15 protein-coding genes are annotated in these 17,881 nt (G+C 73.3%); 8 read left to right on the top strand and 7 right to left on the bottom strand.

What is annotated here, in order from left to right:
• Positions 1-82: 82 nt before the first annotated feature.
• On the bottom strand, positions 83-1,399 hold the full coding sequence (locus ACZ63F_RS23170; protein WP_469713355.1) for an ABC transporter substrate-binding protein: 1,317 nt from the start codon (positions 1,397-1,399) through the stop codon (positions 83-85).
• A gap of 625 nt (positions 1,400-2,024) precedes the next feature.
• Here ACZ63F_RS23170 and ACZ63F_RS23165 point away from each other — a divergent pair.
• Together ACZ63F_RS23165 and ACZ63F_RS23160 are read left to right on the top strand one after the other, a co-directional pair.
• The gene (locus ACZ63F_RS23165) at positions 2,025-3,443 is read left to right on the top strand and encodes a GH1 family beta-glucosidase (RefSeq protein ID WP_469713354.1); all 1,419 of its coding nucleotides are present in this window, start codon (positions 2,025-2,027) and stop codon (positions 3,441-3,443) included.
• A gap of 261 nt (positions 3,444-3,704) precedes the next feature.
• Positions 3,705-4,388 carry a hypothetical protein gene (locus ACZ63F_RS23160; RefSeq protein ID WP_469713352.1) on the top strand — a complete coding sequence of 228 codons (684 nt, stop codon included), beginning with the start codon at positions 3,705-3,707 and terminating at the stop codon, positions 4,386-4,388.
• Between the two features lie 24 nt (positions 4,389-4,412).
• Here ACZ63F_RS23160 and ACZ63F_RS23155 read toward each other — a convergent pair whose 3' ends face one another.
• The 3 genes from ACZ63F_RS23155 to ACZ63F_RS23145 form a co-directional block, all read right to left on the bottom strand.
• Positions 4,413-5,897, bottom strand: coding sequence for a glycoside hydrolase family 18 protein (locus ACZ63F_RS23155; protein ID WP_469713351.1), 1,485 nt, complete (start codon positions 5,895-5,897; stop codon positions 4,413-4,415).
• Between the two features lie 132 nt (positions 5,898-6,029).
• Positions 6,030-7,460 (bottom strand): sensor histidine kinase, encoded by a 1,431-nt coding sequence (locus ACZ63F_RS23150; RefSeq protein WP_469713350.1) that lies wholly within the window; start codon positions 7,458-7,460, stop codon positions 6,030-6,032.
• Positions 7,457-8,167: a response regulator transcription factor gene (locus tag ACZ63F_RS23145; protein WP_351958100.1), complete on the bottom strand. Its 711-nt coding sequence runs from the start codon at positions 8,165-8,167 to the stop codon at positions 7,457-7,459. The genes ACZ63F_RS23150 and ACZ63F_RS23145 overlap by 4 nt, the downstream gene beginning before the upstream one ends.
• A 98-nt stretch (positions 8,168-8,265) precedes the next feature.
• On the opposite strand from ACZ63F_RS23145, the gene ACZ63F_RS23140 reads away from it, so the two are divergent.
• Positions 8,266-8,799 carry a hypothetical protein gene (locus ACZ63F_RS23140; protein ID WP_469713348.1) on the top strand — a complete coding sequence of 178 codons (534 nt, stop codon included), beginning with the start codon at positions 8,266-8,268 and terminating at the stop codon, positions 8,797-8,799.
• Positions 8,800-8,968: 169 nt separating this feature from the next.
• Here the strand turns inward: ACZ63F_RS23140 and ACZ63F_RS23135 are convergent, their stop codons facing one another.
• Together ACZ63F_RS23135 and ACZ63F_RS23130 are read right to left on the bottom strand one after the other, a co-directional pair.
• Entirely contained in the window at positions 8,969-9,838 is an 870-nt protein-coding gene (locus ACZ63F_RS23135; protein WP_469713347.1) for a spermidine synthase, read from the bottom strand.
• Between the two features lie 36 nt (positions 9,839-9,874).
• On the bottom strand, positions 9,875-10,255 hold the full coding sequence (locus ACZ63F_RS23130) for a hypothetical protein (protein WP_351712689.1): 381 nt from the start codon (positions 10,253-10,255) through the stop codon (positions 9,875-9,877).
• A gap of 255 nt (positions 10,256-10,510) precedes the next feature.
• On the opposite strand from ACZ63F_RS23130, the gene ACZ63F_RS23125 reads away from it, so the two are divergent.
• Entirely contained in the window at positions 10,511-12,007 is a 1,497-nt protein-coding gene (locus tag ACZ63F_RS23125; RefSeq protein ID WP_469713346.1) for a hypothetical protein, read from the top strand.
• Positions 12,008-12,108: 101 nt separating this feature from the next.
• On the opposite strand, the gene ACZ63F_RS23120 is transcribed toward ACZ63F_RS23125, so the two are convergent.
• Positions 12,109-12,705 carry a histidine phosphatase family protein gene (locus ACZ63F_RS23120; protein ID WP_469713344.1) on the bottom strand — a complete coding sequence of 199 codons (597 nt, stop codon included), beginning with the start codon at positions 12,703-12,705 and terminating at the stop codon, positions 12,109-12,111.
• Between the two features lie 223 nt (positions 12,706-12,928).
• Between ACZ63F_RS23120 and ACZ63F_RS23115 the strand changes: the two genes are divergently transcribed.
• From ACZ63F_RS23115 to ACZ63F_RS23100, 4 genes are read left to right on the top strand one after another with little or no spacing between them, the layout of a single operon-like run.
• Complete coding sequence (locus ACZ63F_RS23115; RefSeq protein ID WP_469713343.1) at positions 12,929-13,882, top strand: phosphatase PAP2 family protein; 954 nt, start codon at positions 12,929-12,931, stop codon at positions 13,880-13,882.
• On the top strand, positions 13,779-14,963 hold the full coding sequence (locus ACZ63F_RS23110; protein ID WP_469713341.1) for a hypothetical protein: 1,185 nt from the start codon (positions 13,779-13,781) through the stop codon (positions 14,961-14,963). Before ACZ63F_RS23115 ends, ACZ63F_RS23110 begins: the two co-directional genes overlap by 104 nt.
• Positions 14,954-16,543, top strand: coding sequence for a hypothetical protein (locus ACZ63F_RS23105; RefSeq protein ID WP_469713339.1), 1,590 nt, complete (start codon positions 14,954-14,956; stop codon positions 16,541-16,543). The genes ACZ63F_RS23110 and ACZ63F_RS23105 overlap by 10 nt, the downstream gene beginning before the upstream one ends.
• Entirely contained in the window at positions 16,540-17,877 is a 1,338-nt protein-coding gene (locus tag ACZ63F_RS23100; RefSeq protein ID WP_469713337.1) for an AAA domain-containing protein, read from the top strand. The genes ACZ63F_RS23105 and ACZ63F_RS23100 overlap by 4 nt, the downstream gene beginning before the upstream one ends.
• Positions 17,878-17,881: the final 4 nt, after the last annotated feature.

Here is a 17,881-nt window from a genome sequence, read left to right as displayed (position 1 = left end):
CCCCCCCCCCGCCCCCGCCCCCCCCCCCCCCCCACCCCCCCCCCCCCCCCCCCCCCCCCCCCCCCCCCCCCACCGCGGGTCGTCAGCCGATCACCTTGTCGATCGCGTCGGTCGCGGCCTTCCACGCGTCGGCGGGCTTGGTGCCCCGCTGCTCCATGTTGTTGATCTGCGTGGAGATGGTGTCCTTGATCGTCGCGTCCTTCGGGCCGAGCACCGCCTCGGGGATGGTCTTGGCCTCGTCGGCGTAGATCTGGCCGATCGGTGCGTTGTTGAAGTACGGGAGCGTCGCGTTCTTCACGCCGGGCAGGTCGTAGGCGCCCTTGTTCGACGGGAAGACGCCGATCGCCTTGAACACCTCGGCCTGCTGCTCGGGGGCGGTCAGCCACTTGACGAGCTCGGCGGCCTCCTTGGCGTGCTTGCCGCTCTTGGGCACGGCGAGGAAGGAGCCGCCCCAGTTGGCCGCGGTCGAGCCGGGGGCCTTGGCTATGTCCCACTTGCCCTTGAAGGCGTCACCGGAGTTGGTGGAGATCTGGCCGGCCATCCAGGCGGGGCAGGCCACGGTCGCCACGCTGCCCTTGCGCAGCGCCGCCGTCCAGGCGTCGGTGAACTGCGCCAGACCGTGGGTCAGCTTCTTGGAGGCGGCCTCGGCGGCCAGGTTCCAGCCCTGCTGCACGGAGGGGCTGTCCTTGTAGATCGGCTTGCCGGAGGCGTCGTAGTACTGCTGCGCGGAGGAGCTGACGACCGCGTTGTACATGGCGCTCGCGGAGTCCATGAAGTAGGTGCCCGACGGGGCCTTCTTCTTGTACTGCTCGCCGAGCTTGAGGTAGTCCTCCCAGCCGCCGGCGACGGCCTTGGCGACCGCGTCGCGGTCGGAGGGCAGACCCGCCTTCTCGAAGAGGTCCTTGCGGTAGCACAGGGACATCGGGCCGATGTCCGTGCCGGCGCCGATGACGGTGCCGTCCGAGGCGGTGGCCTGCTTCTCCTTCCAGGAGACCCAGTCGCCCACGTTGATCGTCTTGCTCAGGTCGGTGAACTTGGCCGCCTGGGTGTCGACGACCTCCTTGATGCGGCCCACCTCGATGCCGGTGACGTCCGCCAGGCCACTGCCCGTGTTCAGCTGCTGAAGGAGCTTGGGGTAGTAGTCCTGCTCGTTGGCGGTGGTCTCCTCCTTCACCGTGATCTTCGGGTGCAGCTTGTGGTACTTCGCGAACAGGTCGGCCTCCTTGTAGCCGAACTGCCCGAAGTCCGCGACCGTGAGAGTGATGTTCCCGTTGGAGTCCGAGGCGTCCGAGCCGCCGTCGCTGCTGCAGCCGGTCAGCAGCAGCGCCGAGGCGGTCAGGACCGTCGTGGTCAGGGCCGCCGCTCTGCGGCCGCGGCGACCGGTACGGGTGATGCGCATTCCACTACTCCTTGTTCCAGTGGGGAACGGGATCTCAGGAAACAGACCGCCGGGGACCGGCGATCCGGACCTGCCCTCTCGGTGCGAGCAGCGGCCGGCCCACCGCACGCGACGTGCGGTGAAGAGGTGCTGGTCAACGAGGTGCGGTGACAACAGAGGGAAAGGCCATGGGGTGGTTCGCTCCACACGGGAGGGACTCCCCGGCTACCCGTGGAACCGCTCCCACGCGGCATGCCGGAAGACTGGTTCCTGCCGGGCCGACTGTCAAGACTTGAAGACGGCGTTGTTGCCTAAGCGTGTTCCGCACGTCACGGGAACGTGTCGCACCGGGGGGTTTCACCGATCGGACATCAGCCCGCCTCTTCCAGGAATCACGCAGGTCACAGCGGCGGAGCCGGTCGACGGTCCGGGAGCTGCGCCGCACGCCGCGGAGCGAAAGGGGTTTCCGGGACCAGAACGCACCGCACGCGCAACGGGCGCCGAGAGGTGAACGATGCGCGATCTGGAGCCACTTCCGGCGGACCACGCCTCCCGCACCGTGGCCCGGCCGTGGGGGCGGCACCCCCTCTTGGCCATGGGAGCGCTCCCATGCATAATGGCGCCAGCCGACCATGGGAGCGCTTCCATGCCCGATCCGCTGACCGAGAGATTTCCTGCCGCCTTCCTCTGGGGCGCGGCGACCTCCGCGTACCAGATCGAAGGGGCGGTGCGGGAGGGCGGCCGCACCCCCTCGATCTGGGACACCTTCAGCCACACGCCGGGCAGGACGGCCGGCGGCGATACCGGTGACATCGCTGTCGACCACTACCACCGCTACCGCGACGACGTGGCGCTGATGGCGGACCTCGGCCTGAACGCCTACCGGTTCTCGGTCTCCTGGCCGCGGGTCCAGCCGACCGGCCGCGGTCCGGCCGTCCAGGTCGGTCTCGACTTCTACCGCCGCCTGGTGGACGAACTGCTGTCCCAGGGCATCAGACCCGCGATCACCCTCTACCACTGGGACCTGCCGCAGGAGCTGGAGGACGCGGGCGGCTGGCCGGAGCGGGACACGGCGTACCGGTTCGCCGAGTACGCGGAGATCGTCGGCGAGGCGCTCGGCGACCGGGTGGAGCAGTGGATCACCCTCAACGAGCCCTGGTGCAGCGCCTTTTTGGGCTACGGCTCCGGCGTGCACGCACCCGGCCGTACCGACCCGGCGGCCACCCTGCGCGCCGCCCACCATCTCAACCTCGCGCACGGCCTCGGCACTTCGGCGCTGCGCTCGGTGACGCCGGCCCGCAACCAGGTGGCGATCAGCCTCAACTCCTCCGTGGTACGCCCGCTTTCGCAGGACCCGGCGGACCTGGTGGCGGTCCGCACCATCGACGACCTGGCCAACGGCGTCTTCCACGGCCCGATCCTGCACGGCAGCTACCCGCGGACCCTGTTCGCGGCGACGGAGTCGGTGACGGACTGGTCGCACGTCCGCGACGGCGACCTCGCCGCCATCCACCAGCCGCTGGACGCCCTCGGCCTGAACTACTACACCCCCACCCTGGTGTCGGCCGCGTCCGGCACGGCCGACGGCCCACGCGCGGACGGCCACGGCGCCGGCCCCCACTCCCCCTGGCCGGGCGCCGGCGACGTCGCCTTCCACCAGACGCCGGGCGAGCGCACCGAGATGGGCTGGACGATCGACCCGACGGGCCTGCACGAGCTGATCATGCGCTACACCCGCGAGGCGCCGGGCCTGCCCCTCTACATCACCGAGAACGGCGCGGCCTACGACGACAAGCCCGACCCGGACGGCCGGGTCCACGACCCGGAGCGCATCGCCTACCTGCACGGCCACCTCTCGGCGGTGCGGCGCGCGATCACCGACGGCGCGGACGTGCGCGGCTACTACCTGTGGTCCCTGATGGACAACTTCGAGTGGGCGTACGGGTACGAGAAGCGGTTCGGCGCGGTGTACGTCGACTACGCGACGCTCGCCAGGACGCCGAAGTCGAGCGCGCACTGGTACGGGGAGGCGGCCCGTACGGGGATGTTGCCGCCGACTGCTTGACGACCAACCGCGGTATGCCGTCGTTCGTCCGCGGAGCCGTCGTGCTGGTCGCGCAGTTCCTCCCCCAGCCTTCGGCCGGGGGTACCCCCAGCGCCCCTTACGGGGCGCTGCCGCGCGGGGAGCTGTCGAGCGGGGCGCGGAGGGGGGCCGCGCCCCTCTCATAGGGATCGCTCAGGCTTCGATCAGCGGTCTCTCAACTCGTGGGCGTCTCATGGGTCGTACGAGGTGATCGAGTGATCCTCGTGGACACCGGAGGACGTCATGGGATTCATCGTGCTGGTGCTGCTTGCGCTGGTCATGGGGTCAGTGGTGGCCTTCGTCGGCCGGAACCGGCAGCAGGCCGCGGCCGGCGCCGGGCAGGCGGCCCAGCAGGACCTCACCGCCGACGCGGGGGCGGAGGCCACCCGCTGGGTGGACCGGCTCGGCGGCGGCATCGCGACGCTGGCCGCGGGCGACGACCGGGCGGCCCGCCAGGCCCTGGCGGACGCGACCGAACGCCACCGCGCGGCGCAGGCGCAGCTGGCGACGGCGTACACCCCGGCGCAGTACGCCCTGGTCACCCAGACCGCCGTCGAGGGCCTGCACTACGTGCGCGCGGCCCGTACCGCCCTCGGTCTCGACCCCGGCCCGGCCCTGCCGCCGACGGGCACGGCGGCGGCCGGCCGGCAGGTGACGGTCAACGGGCAGACGTACACGTCCTCGGACCGCCCGGGCGCGGGCACCCCGTACTACTACCCGGGCGGCCTGGTCGGCGGCCGCACCGTACCTGGCGGCTGGTACAGCACCCCCTGGTGGAAGACGGCCCTGGTCGCGGGCGCCGCGGGCGTCGGCGGCATGCTCCTGGCGGACGCCCTTTTTGACGGCTTCCACCACCACGGCCCGCCGATGGGCGGGCCGGGCGGCTTCGGGGGGTTCGGCGGACCGGGCGGGCCCGGCGGCTTCTGAGCCGGTGCCCGCTCGCGGGGCAGGTCAGCCGATCGACGCGAAGGCCTTCGAGAAGGCGTACTTGTCCTGGGTGACGGAGCTGCAGGTGGCGTCGGCGGTGGACTTGGCGCCGCCGGCGCACTGCTGGTCGCGGGTGGCCGACCACATGGAGAGCCAGCCGATCCCCTTGGACTTGGCGAAGTCGACGAGCTGGGTGGCGTCGTCCACCTTGAAGACCTCGGAGGAGACGTCGTTGACGCCGATCATCGGGGTGACGGCGACCGCCTTCCAGGCAGCGGCGTCGGAGAGGCCGAGGACGCTCTTGATCTGGGCCTGGGTGGCGGTGGCGGCCTGGGTGGCGTAGGTGCCCATGTCGCCGTTGTACGAGGCGCCGTAGTCCATCGCCATGATGTTGACGGCGCTGATCTTCACGCCGTTGGCCTTGGCGTTGGACAGGAGGTTCACGCCGTCCTGGGTGAGGCCCTCGGGCATCACCGGGAGGGTGAAGGAGACGTCCAGGTTCGGGTGGGCGGCCTGGAGCTTGGCGATGGCCTTGGCGCGGTTGGTGTTCGCCGTGGTGTTGGGCAGCGCGCCGCCCTCCACGTCGAAGTCGACCTTGGTCAGGCTGTACGCGTCCACGACCTTGCCGTACGCCGCCGCGAGCGCGTCCGCCGAGGAGCAGGTGGTGGCGAGTTCGGAGCCGGACGCGCCGCCGAAGGAGACCCGGACGTCCCCGCCCTTGGCGCGCAGGGCGCCGATCTGGGAGGCCACGCCGTCGCTCGCCAGGTCCGTCACGCCGCCCCACTTGGGCGTGCAGCCGCCGCCGTCGGTGACGAAGGCGAGGTTGTAGTTCTTCACACCGGTGGCGTTCGCGGCCGCGAGGAGGTCGAACGCCGGGTAGAGCGAGGTGTCGACGTAGGGGGCGAAGCCGGCGGAGCCGGTGGTGCCGGATCCGGTGCCGGTGGTCTGGGTCGGGGTGGGCGTCGCGGTGGGGGTGGCGGGCGTGGACGCCGTGGCCGTGGGGGTCGCGGTCCGGGTCGGGGTCGCCGTCGCGGTCGGGGTGGCGGACTGTGTCGGGCGGCCGCTCGGCTCCGGGGTCGCCGTGCCGTCCGCCGAACAGCTCGCGTTGTCGATACGGCAGCCGGTCGGGTCCCCGCTGCCGTTGACCACGAAGCCGACGGTGTCCGACTCGCCGGCCGCGAGGCCGTCCGTGTCCCACTTCGGCGGCTTCACGGTGACGTGCTGGCCGCTGACGGTGTACTCGGCGTTCCACAGCGAACTCAGCTTCGCGCCGGCCGGCAGGTCGAACTCCAGCGTCCAGTCCTGCTCCCTGGCCCCGCTGTTGTTCGTGACGACGTACTGCGCGGTGTACCCGGTCGACCAGTCGCTGGTCTTCGTGTAGGCGGCGCCGACGCCGGCCGCCTGCGCGATCCCGGTGAACAGGATCGCCCCGCCGCCGACCACGGCCGCGGCGACCAGACCGCCTATCGCCTTGTTCCTGCCACTGATTCTGCGCCGGTGCGTGCTCATGCCGTGCCTGCCTTCGCCTGCCAAAGGGGGTGGGGTGCGGCAGCACGCTAGCGGCCGGGAATCGGACAAACGGCCTGATAGGGACGGCTGTTGAGGATCTTAGGGTGCGCTTAAGGAAGGCATCGGGACCGATTAAAGGTCGAGACCAATTCTGCCGGTGGCGCCCCCTGTTCCCCGCCTGCCCGGGTCCCCCGGCGGCCTGCGCGCACGGCGCCTGCGCACCGTCCCCCGGTGCCCCGTGCGCTCCGGCTTCCGGCCGTCCAGCTGGATCCAGATCCGCACCTCCGTCCCGCCCAGCACCGACGACCCGATCCGCACGTCACCGCCGGTCGACTCGGCGAGCCGGCGCACGATGTCCAATCCGAGCCCGGTCGACCCGGCCGCCCCCGAACCCCGCCCGCGGGCCATCGCCGCCTCCGGGTCGGGGATGCCGTGTCCCGCGTCCGAGACCAGCACGATCACCGCGTCCTCCGCGTTGTGCACGTCGACCGCGAAGGCGGTGCCCTCCGCGGTGTGCCGGAAGACGTTGCCGAGCAGCGCGTCGAGCGCGGCGGCCAGGTCGGCGCGGGCCACGGGTATGCGCACCGGCCGGTCCACGCCGGCCACCCGCCACTTGCGCCCCTCGTCCTCCGCGAGCGCCGACCAGAACCCCATCCGCTCCCGCACCACCTCGGCCGCGTCGCACCCGGCACCCGGCCCGACGGCCGCCGTCTGCGGCTTGGCCTCGCGCGCGGTCCTGATGATGGTGTCGACCTCGCGCTCCAACTGCGCGACCGCGGCCCGGGTCTGCTCGGCGGCGGTCCCGTCCCCGAGCGAGGCCGCGTTCAGCCGGAGCACGGTGAGCGGAGTGCGCAGCCGGTGCGACAGATCGGCGGCCAGCTCCCGCTCGTTCGCCAGCAGTTGCACGACCTGGTCGGCCATCGAGTTGAACGCGACCGCCGCCAGCCGCAGTTCGATCGGCCCCTCCTCGGGCACCCGCGCCCCCAGCTTGCCCTCCCCCAGTTCGTGCGCGCCCTCGACCAGCCGCTGGGCGGGCTGCACCATCCGTACGCCCAGCCGGTCGGCGACCGCGACCGAGCCGACGATCAGGGCCAGGCCGACGGCGGCGAGCACCGCCCAGGCCGTGCCGACCCCGTTGGTCACCTCGGACTCGGGCACGTACACCTCGACGACCGCGATGGCGCCGGAGCTCAGCGCGACGGGCTGCAGCAGGGTCGACCCGCCGGCCACCCCGGTGGTGGAGGCCCGCCCCAGCTTCCGTACGGCCGTGATGTCCCGGTCGGCGGCACGCTGCCGCCCGATGTCGACGCCGGCCTGGCCGCCGGCCGCCGGTATGTGCACGGCCATGCCCCGGTCGGCGCCGGCGGAGGCCACCACCCGCTCCAGCTTGTCCCGGTCGGTGGTGATGGACAGGGCCGGGGCGACCGCGGCGGCCTCCCGCTCGGCGTTGGAGAACGCCCGGTCACGGGCCAGCTCCTTGACGACCAGGCCGAGCGGGACGGCGAAGGCGACCACGACCATCGCGGTGACCGCCAGACAGACCTTGACCAGAGCCCATCTCATCCGACCGGCCTCGCTTCCCCGCCCGGCGGCTCCAGCTTCACGCCGACGCCCCGCAGCGTGTGCAGATACCGCGGCCGGGCCGCCGTCTCGCCCAGCTTCCGCCGCAGCCACGACAGATGGACGTCGATGGTCTGGTCGTCCCCGTAGGACTGCTGCCACACCTCCGCCAGCAGCTCCTTGCGCGGCACCACGACCCCCGGCCGCCCGGCGAGGAAGGCCAGCAGGTCGAACTCCCGCCGGGTGAGGTCGAGCCGCACCCCGTCCAACTCGGCGTGCCTGCGCAGTGGATCGACGGCCAGCCCGCCGACCCGCAGCACGCTCGACGGCGCCGGCTCGCCGCCGCCCGACCGCGCCCGGCGCAGCACGGCGGCCATCCGCGCCGACAGGTGCTCGACGGAGAACGGCTTGGTCAGGTAGTCGTCCGCACCCGCGTTGAGCAGCCGGACGATCTCCGTCTCGTCGTCCCGGGCGGTGGCGATGATGACGGGCACGTCGGTGATGCCGCGCAGCATCTTCAGCGCCTCGGAGCCGTCCAGGTCCGGCAGTCCGAGGTCCAGCACGACGACGTCGAAACGGAAATGGGCGACCTCGCGCAGCGCCTCCAGTGCCGTGCCCACGCTGCGCACGGTGTGCGAGGCGTCGGTGAGATGCCGGATGAGCGCCGAGCGGACGAACTGGTCGTCCTCGACCACGAGCACACTTGCCATGCGCCGCACCGTACGCCATGCGGCAGGCACCGGTCGGAGCCTGTGGATAACTCGGGTCGAGTGCGCAGGGCGGTACCCCTGAGGCAGTATGGCTCGCGATGCGCAGAGGACTCGTACACGTCATGGCCTGGCTGCTCGCCACGGGGGCGGCGGTCACGCTGTCGTGGTGGGGCGTCCACACGGTGGTGGCGGCCACGGCCTACGACCCGCCCCGCGCGCTTCCCGTCACGGCGGCGGACGACGACCCGACGCCCCAGGGCGCCAAGTCGCCCGCGCCGTCCGCGTCCCGCGCCCCGAGCCCGTCGCGCACCGCTTCCCCGCGCCCGTCGGCGACTCCCGCACCGGCGCCGTCCCGGACTGCGGCCACCACCCCGAGCCCGACCGCCACCGCCGGTTCGGCTTCCGCCTCCGGCCAGGTCAAGGCCTACGACACCGATGGCGGCCGGGCGGTCTTCGACCTCGGCGAGACCAGCGCGACCCTGGTGTCGGCGACGCCGGGTACGGGCTGGTCGATGCAGGTCTGGAAGACGGAGACGTGGATCCGCATCGAGTTCAGCAGGAGCACGGACCGCGTGTCGGTGTTCTGCACGTGGCACGACAGCGCGCCGCAGGTGCAGGTGGAGACGTACTGACCGTCGGCCGGTGCCGGGGGGGGACGCTCCCCGGCGCTTGCCGGGCGCCGCCCGCGCCCACCCGTGCCGCCCCAGCGGCACGACTGCCCGCGGCTATGCAACTGACGCGACTGCAGCGCCCTTCAGGGGCGCGGGGAACTGCGCGAGCAACCCCCAGCGGCCCGCAGGTTCAACGAAACACCGAAGGCGGCGGGGAGGGCGAGGCCACGGCCACCGCGTCCGTCACGGCGACCGCGCCGCCCGTGAAGTCCCTCAAGGAACGCCCGTGTTCGACCCGCCCAGGGTGCGGATCGGATGCGCAACGCCGGGTCAGTTCCGCGACAGGGAGCTGTACGTCGGCCGCCACCAGCACCGCGTTGCCGAACCGCTTCCCCCGCCACACCGCGGGGTCGGCGACCACCGCGACCTCCGCGAACCGCGCCCCCACGGTGGCGATCTGACCCCTCAGGTGGGCCAACGGCGGCCCGTCCGCGAGGTTCGCGGCGTACATTCCCCCCGGCCGCAGCACCCTCCGCACGGCGTCCAGGAACTCCGTGGACGTCAGGTGCGCCGGAGTGCGCGCCCCACTGAACACATCCGCTATGACCAGGTCCGCCCACGCCTCCGGAACCTTGCCCAGGCCGTCCCGGGCGTCCACGGACCGCACCCGTATCCGCGCGTTCGCGTCCAGCGGCAGCTCGCGCCGCACCAGCTGCACGAGGGCCGCGTCCCGCTCCACGACCTGCTGGGTGGACCGGGGCCGGGTCGCCGCGACGTACCGCGCCAGCGTGAGCGCGCCGCCGCCGAGGTGCACGACCTGCACGGGCCTGCCCGGCGGTGCGACCAGGTCGATGACATGGCCGAGCCGGCGCTGGTACTCGAAGGAGAGGTACGCGGGGTCGTCGAGGTCGACGTGCGACTGCGGGGCACCGTCGATGAGCAGCGTCCAGGCCCGGCCGCGGTCGGGGTCCGGGATGAGCTGGGCGAGGCCGCCGTCGACGGCCTCGACCACGGCCTCGGGGGCGGCCGGCCGCCGACGTGAGTTCCTGGACTTGCCCATTCCGCCATCTTCCCAGGCGGCGGCCGTCCGGGAAATTCAGCGGCAGCTGTCCGCCGCCTCGATCATCCGGGCCGCCTCCCCCAGCGCCCGCCGCAGCACCGCCGGATCGGTCGCCAGCTCGGCCTCCCCGGGCGGCAGCAGCCAGTCGGAGCCCTCGACCGGCGGCTCCGGACTGAGCCGCAGCCCGCGCCCCTCGGTCTCGGTACAGGTGCTGCCGGGTACGTCCCAGCCCGCCGCCGTACCGGCCGGCACCACGAAGCCGAGGGTGCCGCCCCCGTCGTCGTGGAGCACGGGACCCACCGCCTCCCCTGCCCCCCGGCGCAGGATGTCGACCGCCTCCAGGCCCTGCCGGGCCGGCACCGTCACGAGGTCGCATCCCGCATCGTCACAAGGATCGTTGCCCTGGCTGGTCTCCATCCCGGCCTCCACCGCGCAGCCCTCTTGCAGTCCATGACGTCCAACGCGCCACCGCGTCAACGGCTACGGCGGAAGTCAGCCGCAAAGGATGGCAGTTCATGGCAGATCGTGCATGAGATATCCGGTTTGTAGCCAAACCCAGCGTCACGGGTCCGACACAGCAGGTACGTTCTTGCCCGCCGGAATCAAGGGTCCACTCGGACAACTCACTACGAGTCCGGCATGGTTCGACGGTTCGCACGAGAGGACCCGGCCATGGCGTCGTCAACCACGACCTCGTCGCAGCCCGATCGGCCGGTACGGCCGAACCTCGCCTTCCGGCAGGTACGCGGCCGGCACTCACCGGCCGAGTTCGCCGCGCTCGTTCGGCGCGCCGCCCGCGAGATCGGCGAGCGGGTGAGCTGTGACGCGCGCTACATCGGCCGGGTCGAGGCGGGTGAGATCCGCTGCCCGAACTACGCCTACGAACGGGTGTTCCTGCATATGTTCCCCGGCCGCACGCTCGCCGACCTCGGGTTCGCGCCCCGCTCGTCCGTCCGAGGCCGCGCGGCCCGGCCGCCGGGCGACGGGCCCCCGGTTCTCACCCGGGGTGAGAACCCAGGGGCCGGCGAGCCGTATGACCCGCAGGACCAGTACCACCCGCAGGACGAGTACCACCCGCACGACCGGCATGACCGGCACGAGACGCGGAACCCGCAGGACCCGTACGAGACGCACGACAACTACGAGGAGAGCGACGTGCTGCGTCGCCTATTCATGACCGGCGGAGGCGCCACCGTGGCCGCCGCCACCCTGGGCCCGCTGGGGTTCACCATCGACGCCGTGGCGGCGGACCGGCCGGTGCGCCGTGCCGGGTCCTCGCACGCGGCCGCCCTGGAGGAGGCCGTACGCCGGATCCGGTTGCTGGACGACCGGCACGGCGCGGACGGACTGTACCGGCGCGCGGCGGCTCCGCTGCGCGCGGCGTACGCGCTCCTCGACGCGGGCGCGACCCGGCAGACGACCGCCGAGCGGTTGCACTCGGGCGCCGGTGAACTGGCCATCTCGGTGGGCTGGCTGGCCCACGACTCCGGCCGCTTCGACGACGCCCGCTCGCACTACGCGGAGGCGCTGGCGACGGCACGGATGACCGGGGACGCCGGGCTGGAGGCGCACGCCTTCTGCAACACCGCGTTCCTGGCGCGGGACGCCGGACGGCCCCGGGAGGCGGTGCGGGCGGCCCAGGCCGCGCAGCGGGTCGGCCGGCCGCTCGGCTCGGCCCGCCTCATGTCCCTGCTCGCGCTGCGCGAGGCTGGCGGCTGGGCGGGGCTCGCCGACCGCACCGGCACCGAACAGGCGCTGGCCCGCGCACAGGCCCTCTTCGAACGGGGCAGCTCGGACGCCGACCCCGAGTGGATGAGCTTCTACGGAGAGGCCGAGCTGGAAGGCCTGGAGGCGCAGTGCTGGTCCATGCTGGGCGACTGGCGGCGCGCCGCACGCCACGCGCACCGGGCGGCCGATCTGCAGGACCCGCACTTCACCCGGAACATCGCGCTGTACACGGCGGAACTCGCCGACGACCTCGCGCGCGGCGGGCGTCCCGACGAGGCGGCGACGGCGGGCATGCGGGTGCTGGACCTGCTGGACCAGGTCCAGTCGTCCCGGATCCAGGGGATGCTGGCGGGCACGGCGCGGGTGCTGCTGCCGCACCGCCGGGCGAGCGGGGTCCAGGAGTTCCTGGACCGTCACGCGTCCACGCCGAGGGTTGTGTAGGGCCGACAGGGGTGGACCTGTAGTCGTACGGCTGCGGGTCGGTGAGGGTTGCTCGCGCAGTTCCTCCCCCAGCCTTCGGCTGGGGGTACCCCCAGCGGCCCTCACCCCGCCAAGTGCCCCAGATCGTTCCAGCTCTCGATCGCGGGCTCCCCGTAGGCCCACCCCAGCACCGACAGCGACGTGGGGTTCAGCCGGATCCGGGCCGCGAAGTCCAGCGGCAGCCCCAGCCACCGCGCACCGATCGACCGCAGGATGTGCCCGTGGGCGAAGATCAGCACGTCGCGGTCGGCCGAGTGCGCCCAGGCCACCGCCTCGTCGGCCCGCGCGGTGACCTCCGCGAGGGACTCGCCGCCGGGGACCCCGTCCCGCCAGATCAGCCAGCCCGGCCGGGACGCCTGGATCTCCGCCGGGGTCAGGCCCTCGTACGCCCCGTAGTCCCACTCCATCAGCGTGTCCCAGCGGGCGGCGCGGTCGCCGAAGCCGGCGAGTTCGCAGGTCTCACGCGCGCGTGCCAGCGGGCTGGTGCGGATCTCGGCGTCGGCGAGGCCGTCGAACGGCGGCCGGTGCAGGCGCTCGCCGAGCAGCTTGGCCCCCCGCCGGCCCTCCTCCAGGAGCGGTACGTCGGTCCTGCCGGTGTGCTTGCCGGACAGCGACCACTCCGTCTGTCCGTGCCGGGCCAGCAGGATGCGCGGTGCCATGGGGGGAGAACCTTCCGGGAGAAATTCAGGAGCGGGACACCTCCATCATCGCCCAGGCTGGGAACACGCCGGGAACGGGCCGAGGACCGGGCAACCCGGCGCGCGCTCTCCGCGTCTTTGAGTGCTGAGCGCCCCGCATGGGCGGGAATACGCGCAACGTAAAGTGTCACGGTCGGCCCGCCGGGAGCCGCGCGGACAGGGACGTGAAGGGGGAGGCAGTCGGATGCCGCAGACCGAGAAACCGGGCACCGAGGTGGCTGCGCGAACCCGGCTGCGCTGGTGGACCGAGCTGCCGCTGATCCTGCTGGTGTACGGCTGCTACAGCGCCGGCCGCCTGCTCGCGCGCGGGGACACGGGCACCGCCGTCGACCACGGCCTGGCGATCCTGCGCATCGAGAAGGCCCTGCACCTCAACGCCGAGCACCCGCTCAACCGCCTGTTCACGCGTGAGGCGTGGCTCGGCATACCGGCGGACTTCTGGTACGCCTCGCTGCACTACCTGGTCACTCCGTTGATCCTGGTCTTCCTGTTCCGCAAGCGTGCCGAGGTCTACCGGCGGGCCCGCACCTGGCTGATGACGTCCACGTTCATAGGACTGATCGGCTTCACCCTGCTGCCCACCTGCCCGCCCCGGCTGCTGGACGTGAAGTACGGGTTCGTCGACACGATGGCCCAGTACAGCTCGTACGGCTGGTGGGGCGGCGACGCCAGTGCGCCGCGCGGCCTCGGCGGCATGACCAACCAGTACGCGGCGATGCCGAGCCTGCACTGCGGCTGGGCGCTGTGGTGCGGGGTGATGCTGTGGCGCCACGGCGGCAACCGCGTCACCAAGGTGCTCGGCGTGGCCTACCCGCTGCTGACCGCGATCGTGGTGATGGGCACCGCCAACCACTACTTCCTGGACGCGGTCGCGGGCGTGTTCGTGATGGGCGTGGGTCACCTGCTGGCGCCGTACGTGATGCGGGTCGCGCATCTCGTCCGGGTGCGGATCACCCCGGGCGCCTCCCTCGTCGCAGCCCGCTCGGACGGCGCAGGCTCCCCGATTGTCAGTGCCGGATGCCAGACTTCGGCGGGTGAGCGAATTCCATCGCAGCGCGAGTCCCGGCTCGCCCCCGCAGCCGAACCGGACGCTTCCCCCACAGACGCGGGGGACAGCACTCCGGCACCGGCTCGCTGAGCTGCGCGGCCCCGCCGTCCCGGCCAAGGCCCTCGACGCGCGTGCCCTCGCGGCGCTCGCCGCGAACCCGGGGTGCAGACGGCGGGCGATCCTGGACGGCGCCGGGGTGGACAAGACGGCGCTGGCGAGCGCCCTCGGCTCGCCGTCGGCCTTCGGCCAGTCGCAGTTCGCGCTGACCCGGGGCAACGCCTTCGAGGCGAGGGTGAAGGCGGACGGCGGCGCCGAGCTGCTGCGGCTGGTCCGCACCCACCTCGACCCGGGCGCCGAGCCGGCCGAACGGGCCGCCGTACCCGACCTGTCCGCGATCGGACCCGAGGGGCGTACGGCCCGTACGGCGCTGGCCCTGCGCGAGGCCGTCGAGGCGGGCGGCTGGGCGCTGTTCGACCATCCGATGCTGGCCCTCGAAGTGGCCGGCTCGCCCGCGTTCCTGGAGCCGGACGCGGTCGTGGTGCACCCGGACGGCAGCTGGACGGTCGTGGAGATCAAGTCCTTCCCGATGCTGGACGGCTCCGCCGACCCGGCGAAGGTGGGCGCGGCCGCCCGGCAGGCCGCGGTGTACGTGCTGGCTCTGGAGGAGGTCGCGGCCCGGCTCACCCCCGCCCCGCGGGTCCGTCACGACGTGCTGCTCGTCTGCCCCAAGGACTTCGCCAACCTGCCGACCGCCGCCGCGGTGGACGTCCGCAAGCAGCGCGCGGTCACCGCCCGCCAGCTGGCCCGGCTCACCCGCGTCCAGGACATCGCCGACACCCTGCCCGAGGGCACCTGTTTCGCCCCGGACCTGCCCAGGGAGCAGCTCACGGCGGCCGTGGACGCCGTTCCCGCGACGTACGCGCCCGAGTGCCTGTCCGCCTGCGAGCTGGCCTTCCACTGCCGGCAGCGGGCCCGGGCGGCCGACGAGGTGACCGCGCTGGGCCGGGCGGCGCGGGCCGAGCTGGGCGGGCTGAGCACCGTCGAGGAGGTGCTGTCGGCCGCGCGCGGCGAGAGCGGCGACCCGGCCGACCCGGCGGTGGCGGCCCTGCGCCGGGCGGCGGCCCTGCGTGCCGAGGCGCTGAGCGGTGTCCGGGAGGCCGCGTGTCCCTGATCACCACCCTCGCCCGCCTCGAAGCCGTCAGCTCGGGCACCGCGCAGCCCGCAGCGACCGTTTGCCACCGGCACCTCTCCGACCGCCCGCTGGTCTTCGTGCCGCTCACCACCGCCGGTGAGGCCGGTGCCCCGCTCGGCGCCCTCGTCGGCACCGACCGGGACGCCCCGCGCCTGCTGGTCGTACCCCAGCCGCGCGACCGCGACCTGCGGTTCGCCTTCCTCGCCGAGCTCGCCGACGTCGTCCTGCCGTACCTGGACTCCTACGCCGACAGCGTCGAGGCGGCCGAGCGCACCGAGACCGACCCGGAGACCGGCAAGCGGGTCAAGGTCGAGGTCGAACTGTGCGCGGACGCACCCCAGTTGATCGTCCCGGGCCGCGCGGGCGTCGAGTACGTACGGCTGCTGGGCCGGTCGATGCGGTTCCGGCGTACGGCGGAGCAGGACCCTGAGGCGCCCTACCCGGCGCCGCCCCGGGTGCCGTTGCTCGGCCGCTGGCTCACCCACTTCGGCGAGCGTGCCCGGGTCCCCGGCTCCTCCCTGCTCCTCGCCATGACGGACCTGCTGTCCCGGCACTGGGCGACCGGCCAGTCCAGTGTCGAGGACCAGCACCTGGGCGCGCTGCTCGCCTGGATCGCCCCTCCTGAGGGCAGCACGGGCGCGCAGGCCGCGCGGGTGGCCGAGCTGGCGCGGGACGGCGACGGGCAGTTGCTGTGCCCGCCGGCCGGGCCCGCCACCGACCCGGCCTTCGACAACCGGCTGCTGGCCCCCGCCTTCGACCGCTACGACCGGGCCCGCACCGCTCTCGCCGCCGCCGAGGACGGTCTCCAGGCCGACGACCGGCTGATGATCCTCACCGCCGCCGAGCGGGAGATCCGCGCCCTGGTGGAGAGCCGTACCCGGCCCACCTGGGACGCGGTCTGGCAGGGCCTGGACCTGCTGCGCGGACTGCCGGAGGGCGCCCGGGTCGAGGAGCGGTGGACGCGCGACCGCTGGTCGTTCACCGGTCACCGCGACCGGGTGCTGGCCGGTGAGTCGCCGCAGCCGCGCCGCGACGACGCGGTGACCGCCGCCAACAAGCTGGCCACGCGCGAGCGCGAACAGGCCCGTCTCGACGCCCAGGAAGCCCTCGACGACCCGCTGGTGATGGCGGGGCGGCGGCTGTCCGGGGAAGCGTTCGCGGGCGAGGTCCTCGACGTCGTCATGGCGTACAGCGAGGGCAAGCGGCCCAGCCCGCGCCCGCTGCTGACCGTGCGCACGGAGGACCGGCCGCCGCTGGGTGAGCGTGCCAAGGCGTACCGCTCGCTGGGCGGCAAGCCGCAGTCGGTGGAGTTCGTCGGCCACGAGGCGGAGGGGGTCCTGGTGCTGCGCGTCCTGGACAAGATGGGCCGCGGCAAGGAACCCGAACCGGGTTCGGTCCCCGAGAAGGGCGACCGGCTCGTCTTCACCCTGTTCGAACACGAGCAGCGCGGCGGCGCCAAGCTGCCCGACCCGGAGGACACCCCGTGGACGCACGGCGGCCCGCCGGGCGAGGCGGCACCCGAGGCGGCCGACGCCGCGACGCCGGAGGACATCCTGTGACCACCACGGACTTCGATCCCGGTACGGCCGCCGCGCAGGCGACCGCCGCGATCCTGCACGACACCCTGCACGGCACCGAGCGGGGTGTGGTCGTGGACTCCCCGCCGGGCGCCGGCAAGTCCACGCTGGTGGTGCGGGCGGCGCTCGAACTCGCCGACGCAGGCCGCCCGCTGATGGTGGTCGCGCAGACGAACGCCCAGGTCGACGACCTGGTCCTGCGGCTCGCGGAGAAGAACCCGGACCTCCCCGTCGGCCGCCTGCACAGCAGTGACGCGGACCCGTACGACAAGGCGCTGGACGACCTGCCGAGCGTCCGCAAGTCGGCGAAGGCGGCCGACCTCGGGGAGTCGCAGGTCGTCCTCTCCACCGCCGCGAAGTGGGCGCACGTGAAGGTGGACGAGCCCTGGCGGCACGCGATCGTCGACGAGGCGTACCAGATGCGCTCGGACTCACTGCTCGCCGTGGCCGGCCTGTTCGAACGGGCGCTGTTCGTGGGCGACCCCGGCCAGCTGGACCCGTTCGCGATCGTGGGCAGCGAGCAGTGGGCGGGCCTGTCGTACGACCCGTCGGCGTCCGCCGTCTCCACCCTCCTCGCCCACAACCCGGACCTGCCCCAGCACCGCCTCCCGGTCTCCTGGCGCCTGCCGGCGTCGGCCGCGCCCCTCGTCTCCGGCGCGTTCTACCCGTACACCCCCTTCCGCAGCGGCACAGGCCACGACGACCGCCGCCTGACCTTCGCCGTCCCCTCCGACGGCTCCGCACCCGACCGGGTGATCGACGAGGCGGCGGAGTCGGGCTGGGGTCTGCTGGAGCTGCCCGCCCGGCACACCCCGCGCACCGACCCGGAGGCGGTCCGCGCGGTGGCCACGGTGGTACGGCGGCTGCTCGACCGTGGCGGCGCGGCTCTCTCGGAACGCTCCCCCGCCGCCGCCCCCCTCACGGCCGACCGGATCGCCGTCGGCACCGCCCACCGGGACCAGGCGGCGGCCGTCCGCGCGGCCCTGGCGGAGCTGGGCGCGGCCGACGTCACCGTCGACACGGCGAACCGTCTCCAGGGCCGCGAGTACGACGTGACGGTGGTCCTCCACCCGCTCTCCGGCCGCCCCGACGCCACCGCCTTCCACCTGGAGACGGGCCGCCTCTGCGTCCTCGCCTCCCGCCACCGCCACGCCTGCATCATGATCTGCCGCGCCGGCGTGACCGACCTCCTGGACGACTACCCGTCCGCGGAACCGGTCCAGCTGGGAACCCTCGTCAAATTCCCGGACGGCTGGGAGGCGAACCACGCGGTACTGGCGCACCTGGGCGAGCACCGGGTGACGTGGCGGCCATGACAAG

The sequence above is a fragment of the Streptomyces sp. NPDC104761 genome (assembly GCF_055583445.1).
The sequence above is the reverse complement of the archived record's forward strand: the minus strand, read 5'-3'. Positions and strand labels throughout refer to the sequence as shown.

Coding starts and splice junctions, on each gene's coding strand:
- ACZ63F_RS23165 (WP_469713354.1), top strand. CDS start 2,025: ATGCCCGATCCGCTGACCGAGAGATTTCCTGCCGCCTTCCTCTGGGGC.
- ACZ63F_RS23135 (WP_469713347.1), bottom strand. CDS start 9,838: ATGGGCAAGTCCAGGAACTCACGTCGGCGGCCGGCCGCCCCCGAGGCC.
- ACZ63F_RS23160 (WP_469713352.1), top strand. CDS start 3,705: ATGGGATTCATCGTGCTGGTGCTGCTTGCGCTGGTCATGGGGTCAGTG.
- ACZ63F_RS23125 (WP_469713346.1), top strand. CDS start 10,511: ATGGCGTCGTCAACCACGACCTCGTCGCAGCCCGATCGGCCGGTACGG.
- ACZ63F_RS23170 (WP_469713355.1), bottom strand. CDS start 1,399: ATGCGCATCACCCGTACCGGTCGCCGCGGCCGCAGAGCGGCGGCCCTG.
- ACZ63F_RS23150 (WP_469713350.1), bottom strand. CDS start 7,460: ATGAGATGGGCTCTGGTCAAGGTCTGTCTGGCGGTCACCGCGATGGTC.
- ACZ63F_RS23115 (WP_469713343.1), top strand. CDS start 12,929: ATGCCGCAGACCGAGAAACCGGGCACCGAGGTGGCTGCGCGAACCCGG.
- ACZ63F_RS23155 (WP_469713351.1), bottom strand. CDS start 5,897: ATGAGCACGCACCGGCGCAGAATCAGTGGCAGGAACAAGGCGATAGGC.
- ACZ63F_RS23140 (WP_469713348.1), top strand. CDS start 8,266: ATGCGCAGAGGACTCGTACACGTCATGGCCTGGCTGCTCGCCACGGGG.
- ACZ63F_RS23120 (WP_469713344.1), bottom strand. CDS start 12,705: ATGGCACCGCGCATCCTGCTGGCCCGGCACGGACAGACGGAGTGGTCG.
- ACZ63F_RS23145 (WP_351958100.1), bottom strand. CDS start 8,167: ATGGCAAGTGTGCTCGTGGTCGAGGACGACCAGTTCGTCCGCTCGGCG.
- ACZ63F_RS23130 (WP_351712689.1), bottom strand. CDS start 10,255: ATGGAGACCAGCCAGGGCAACGATCCTTGTGACGATGCGGGATGCGAC.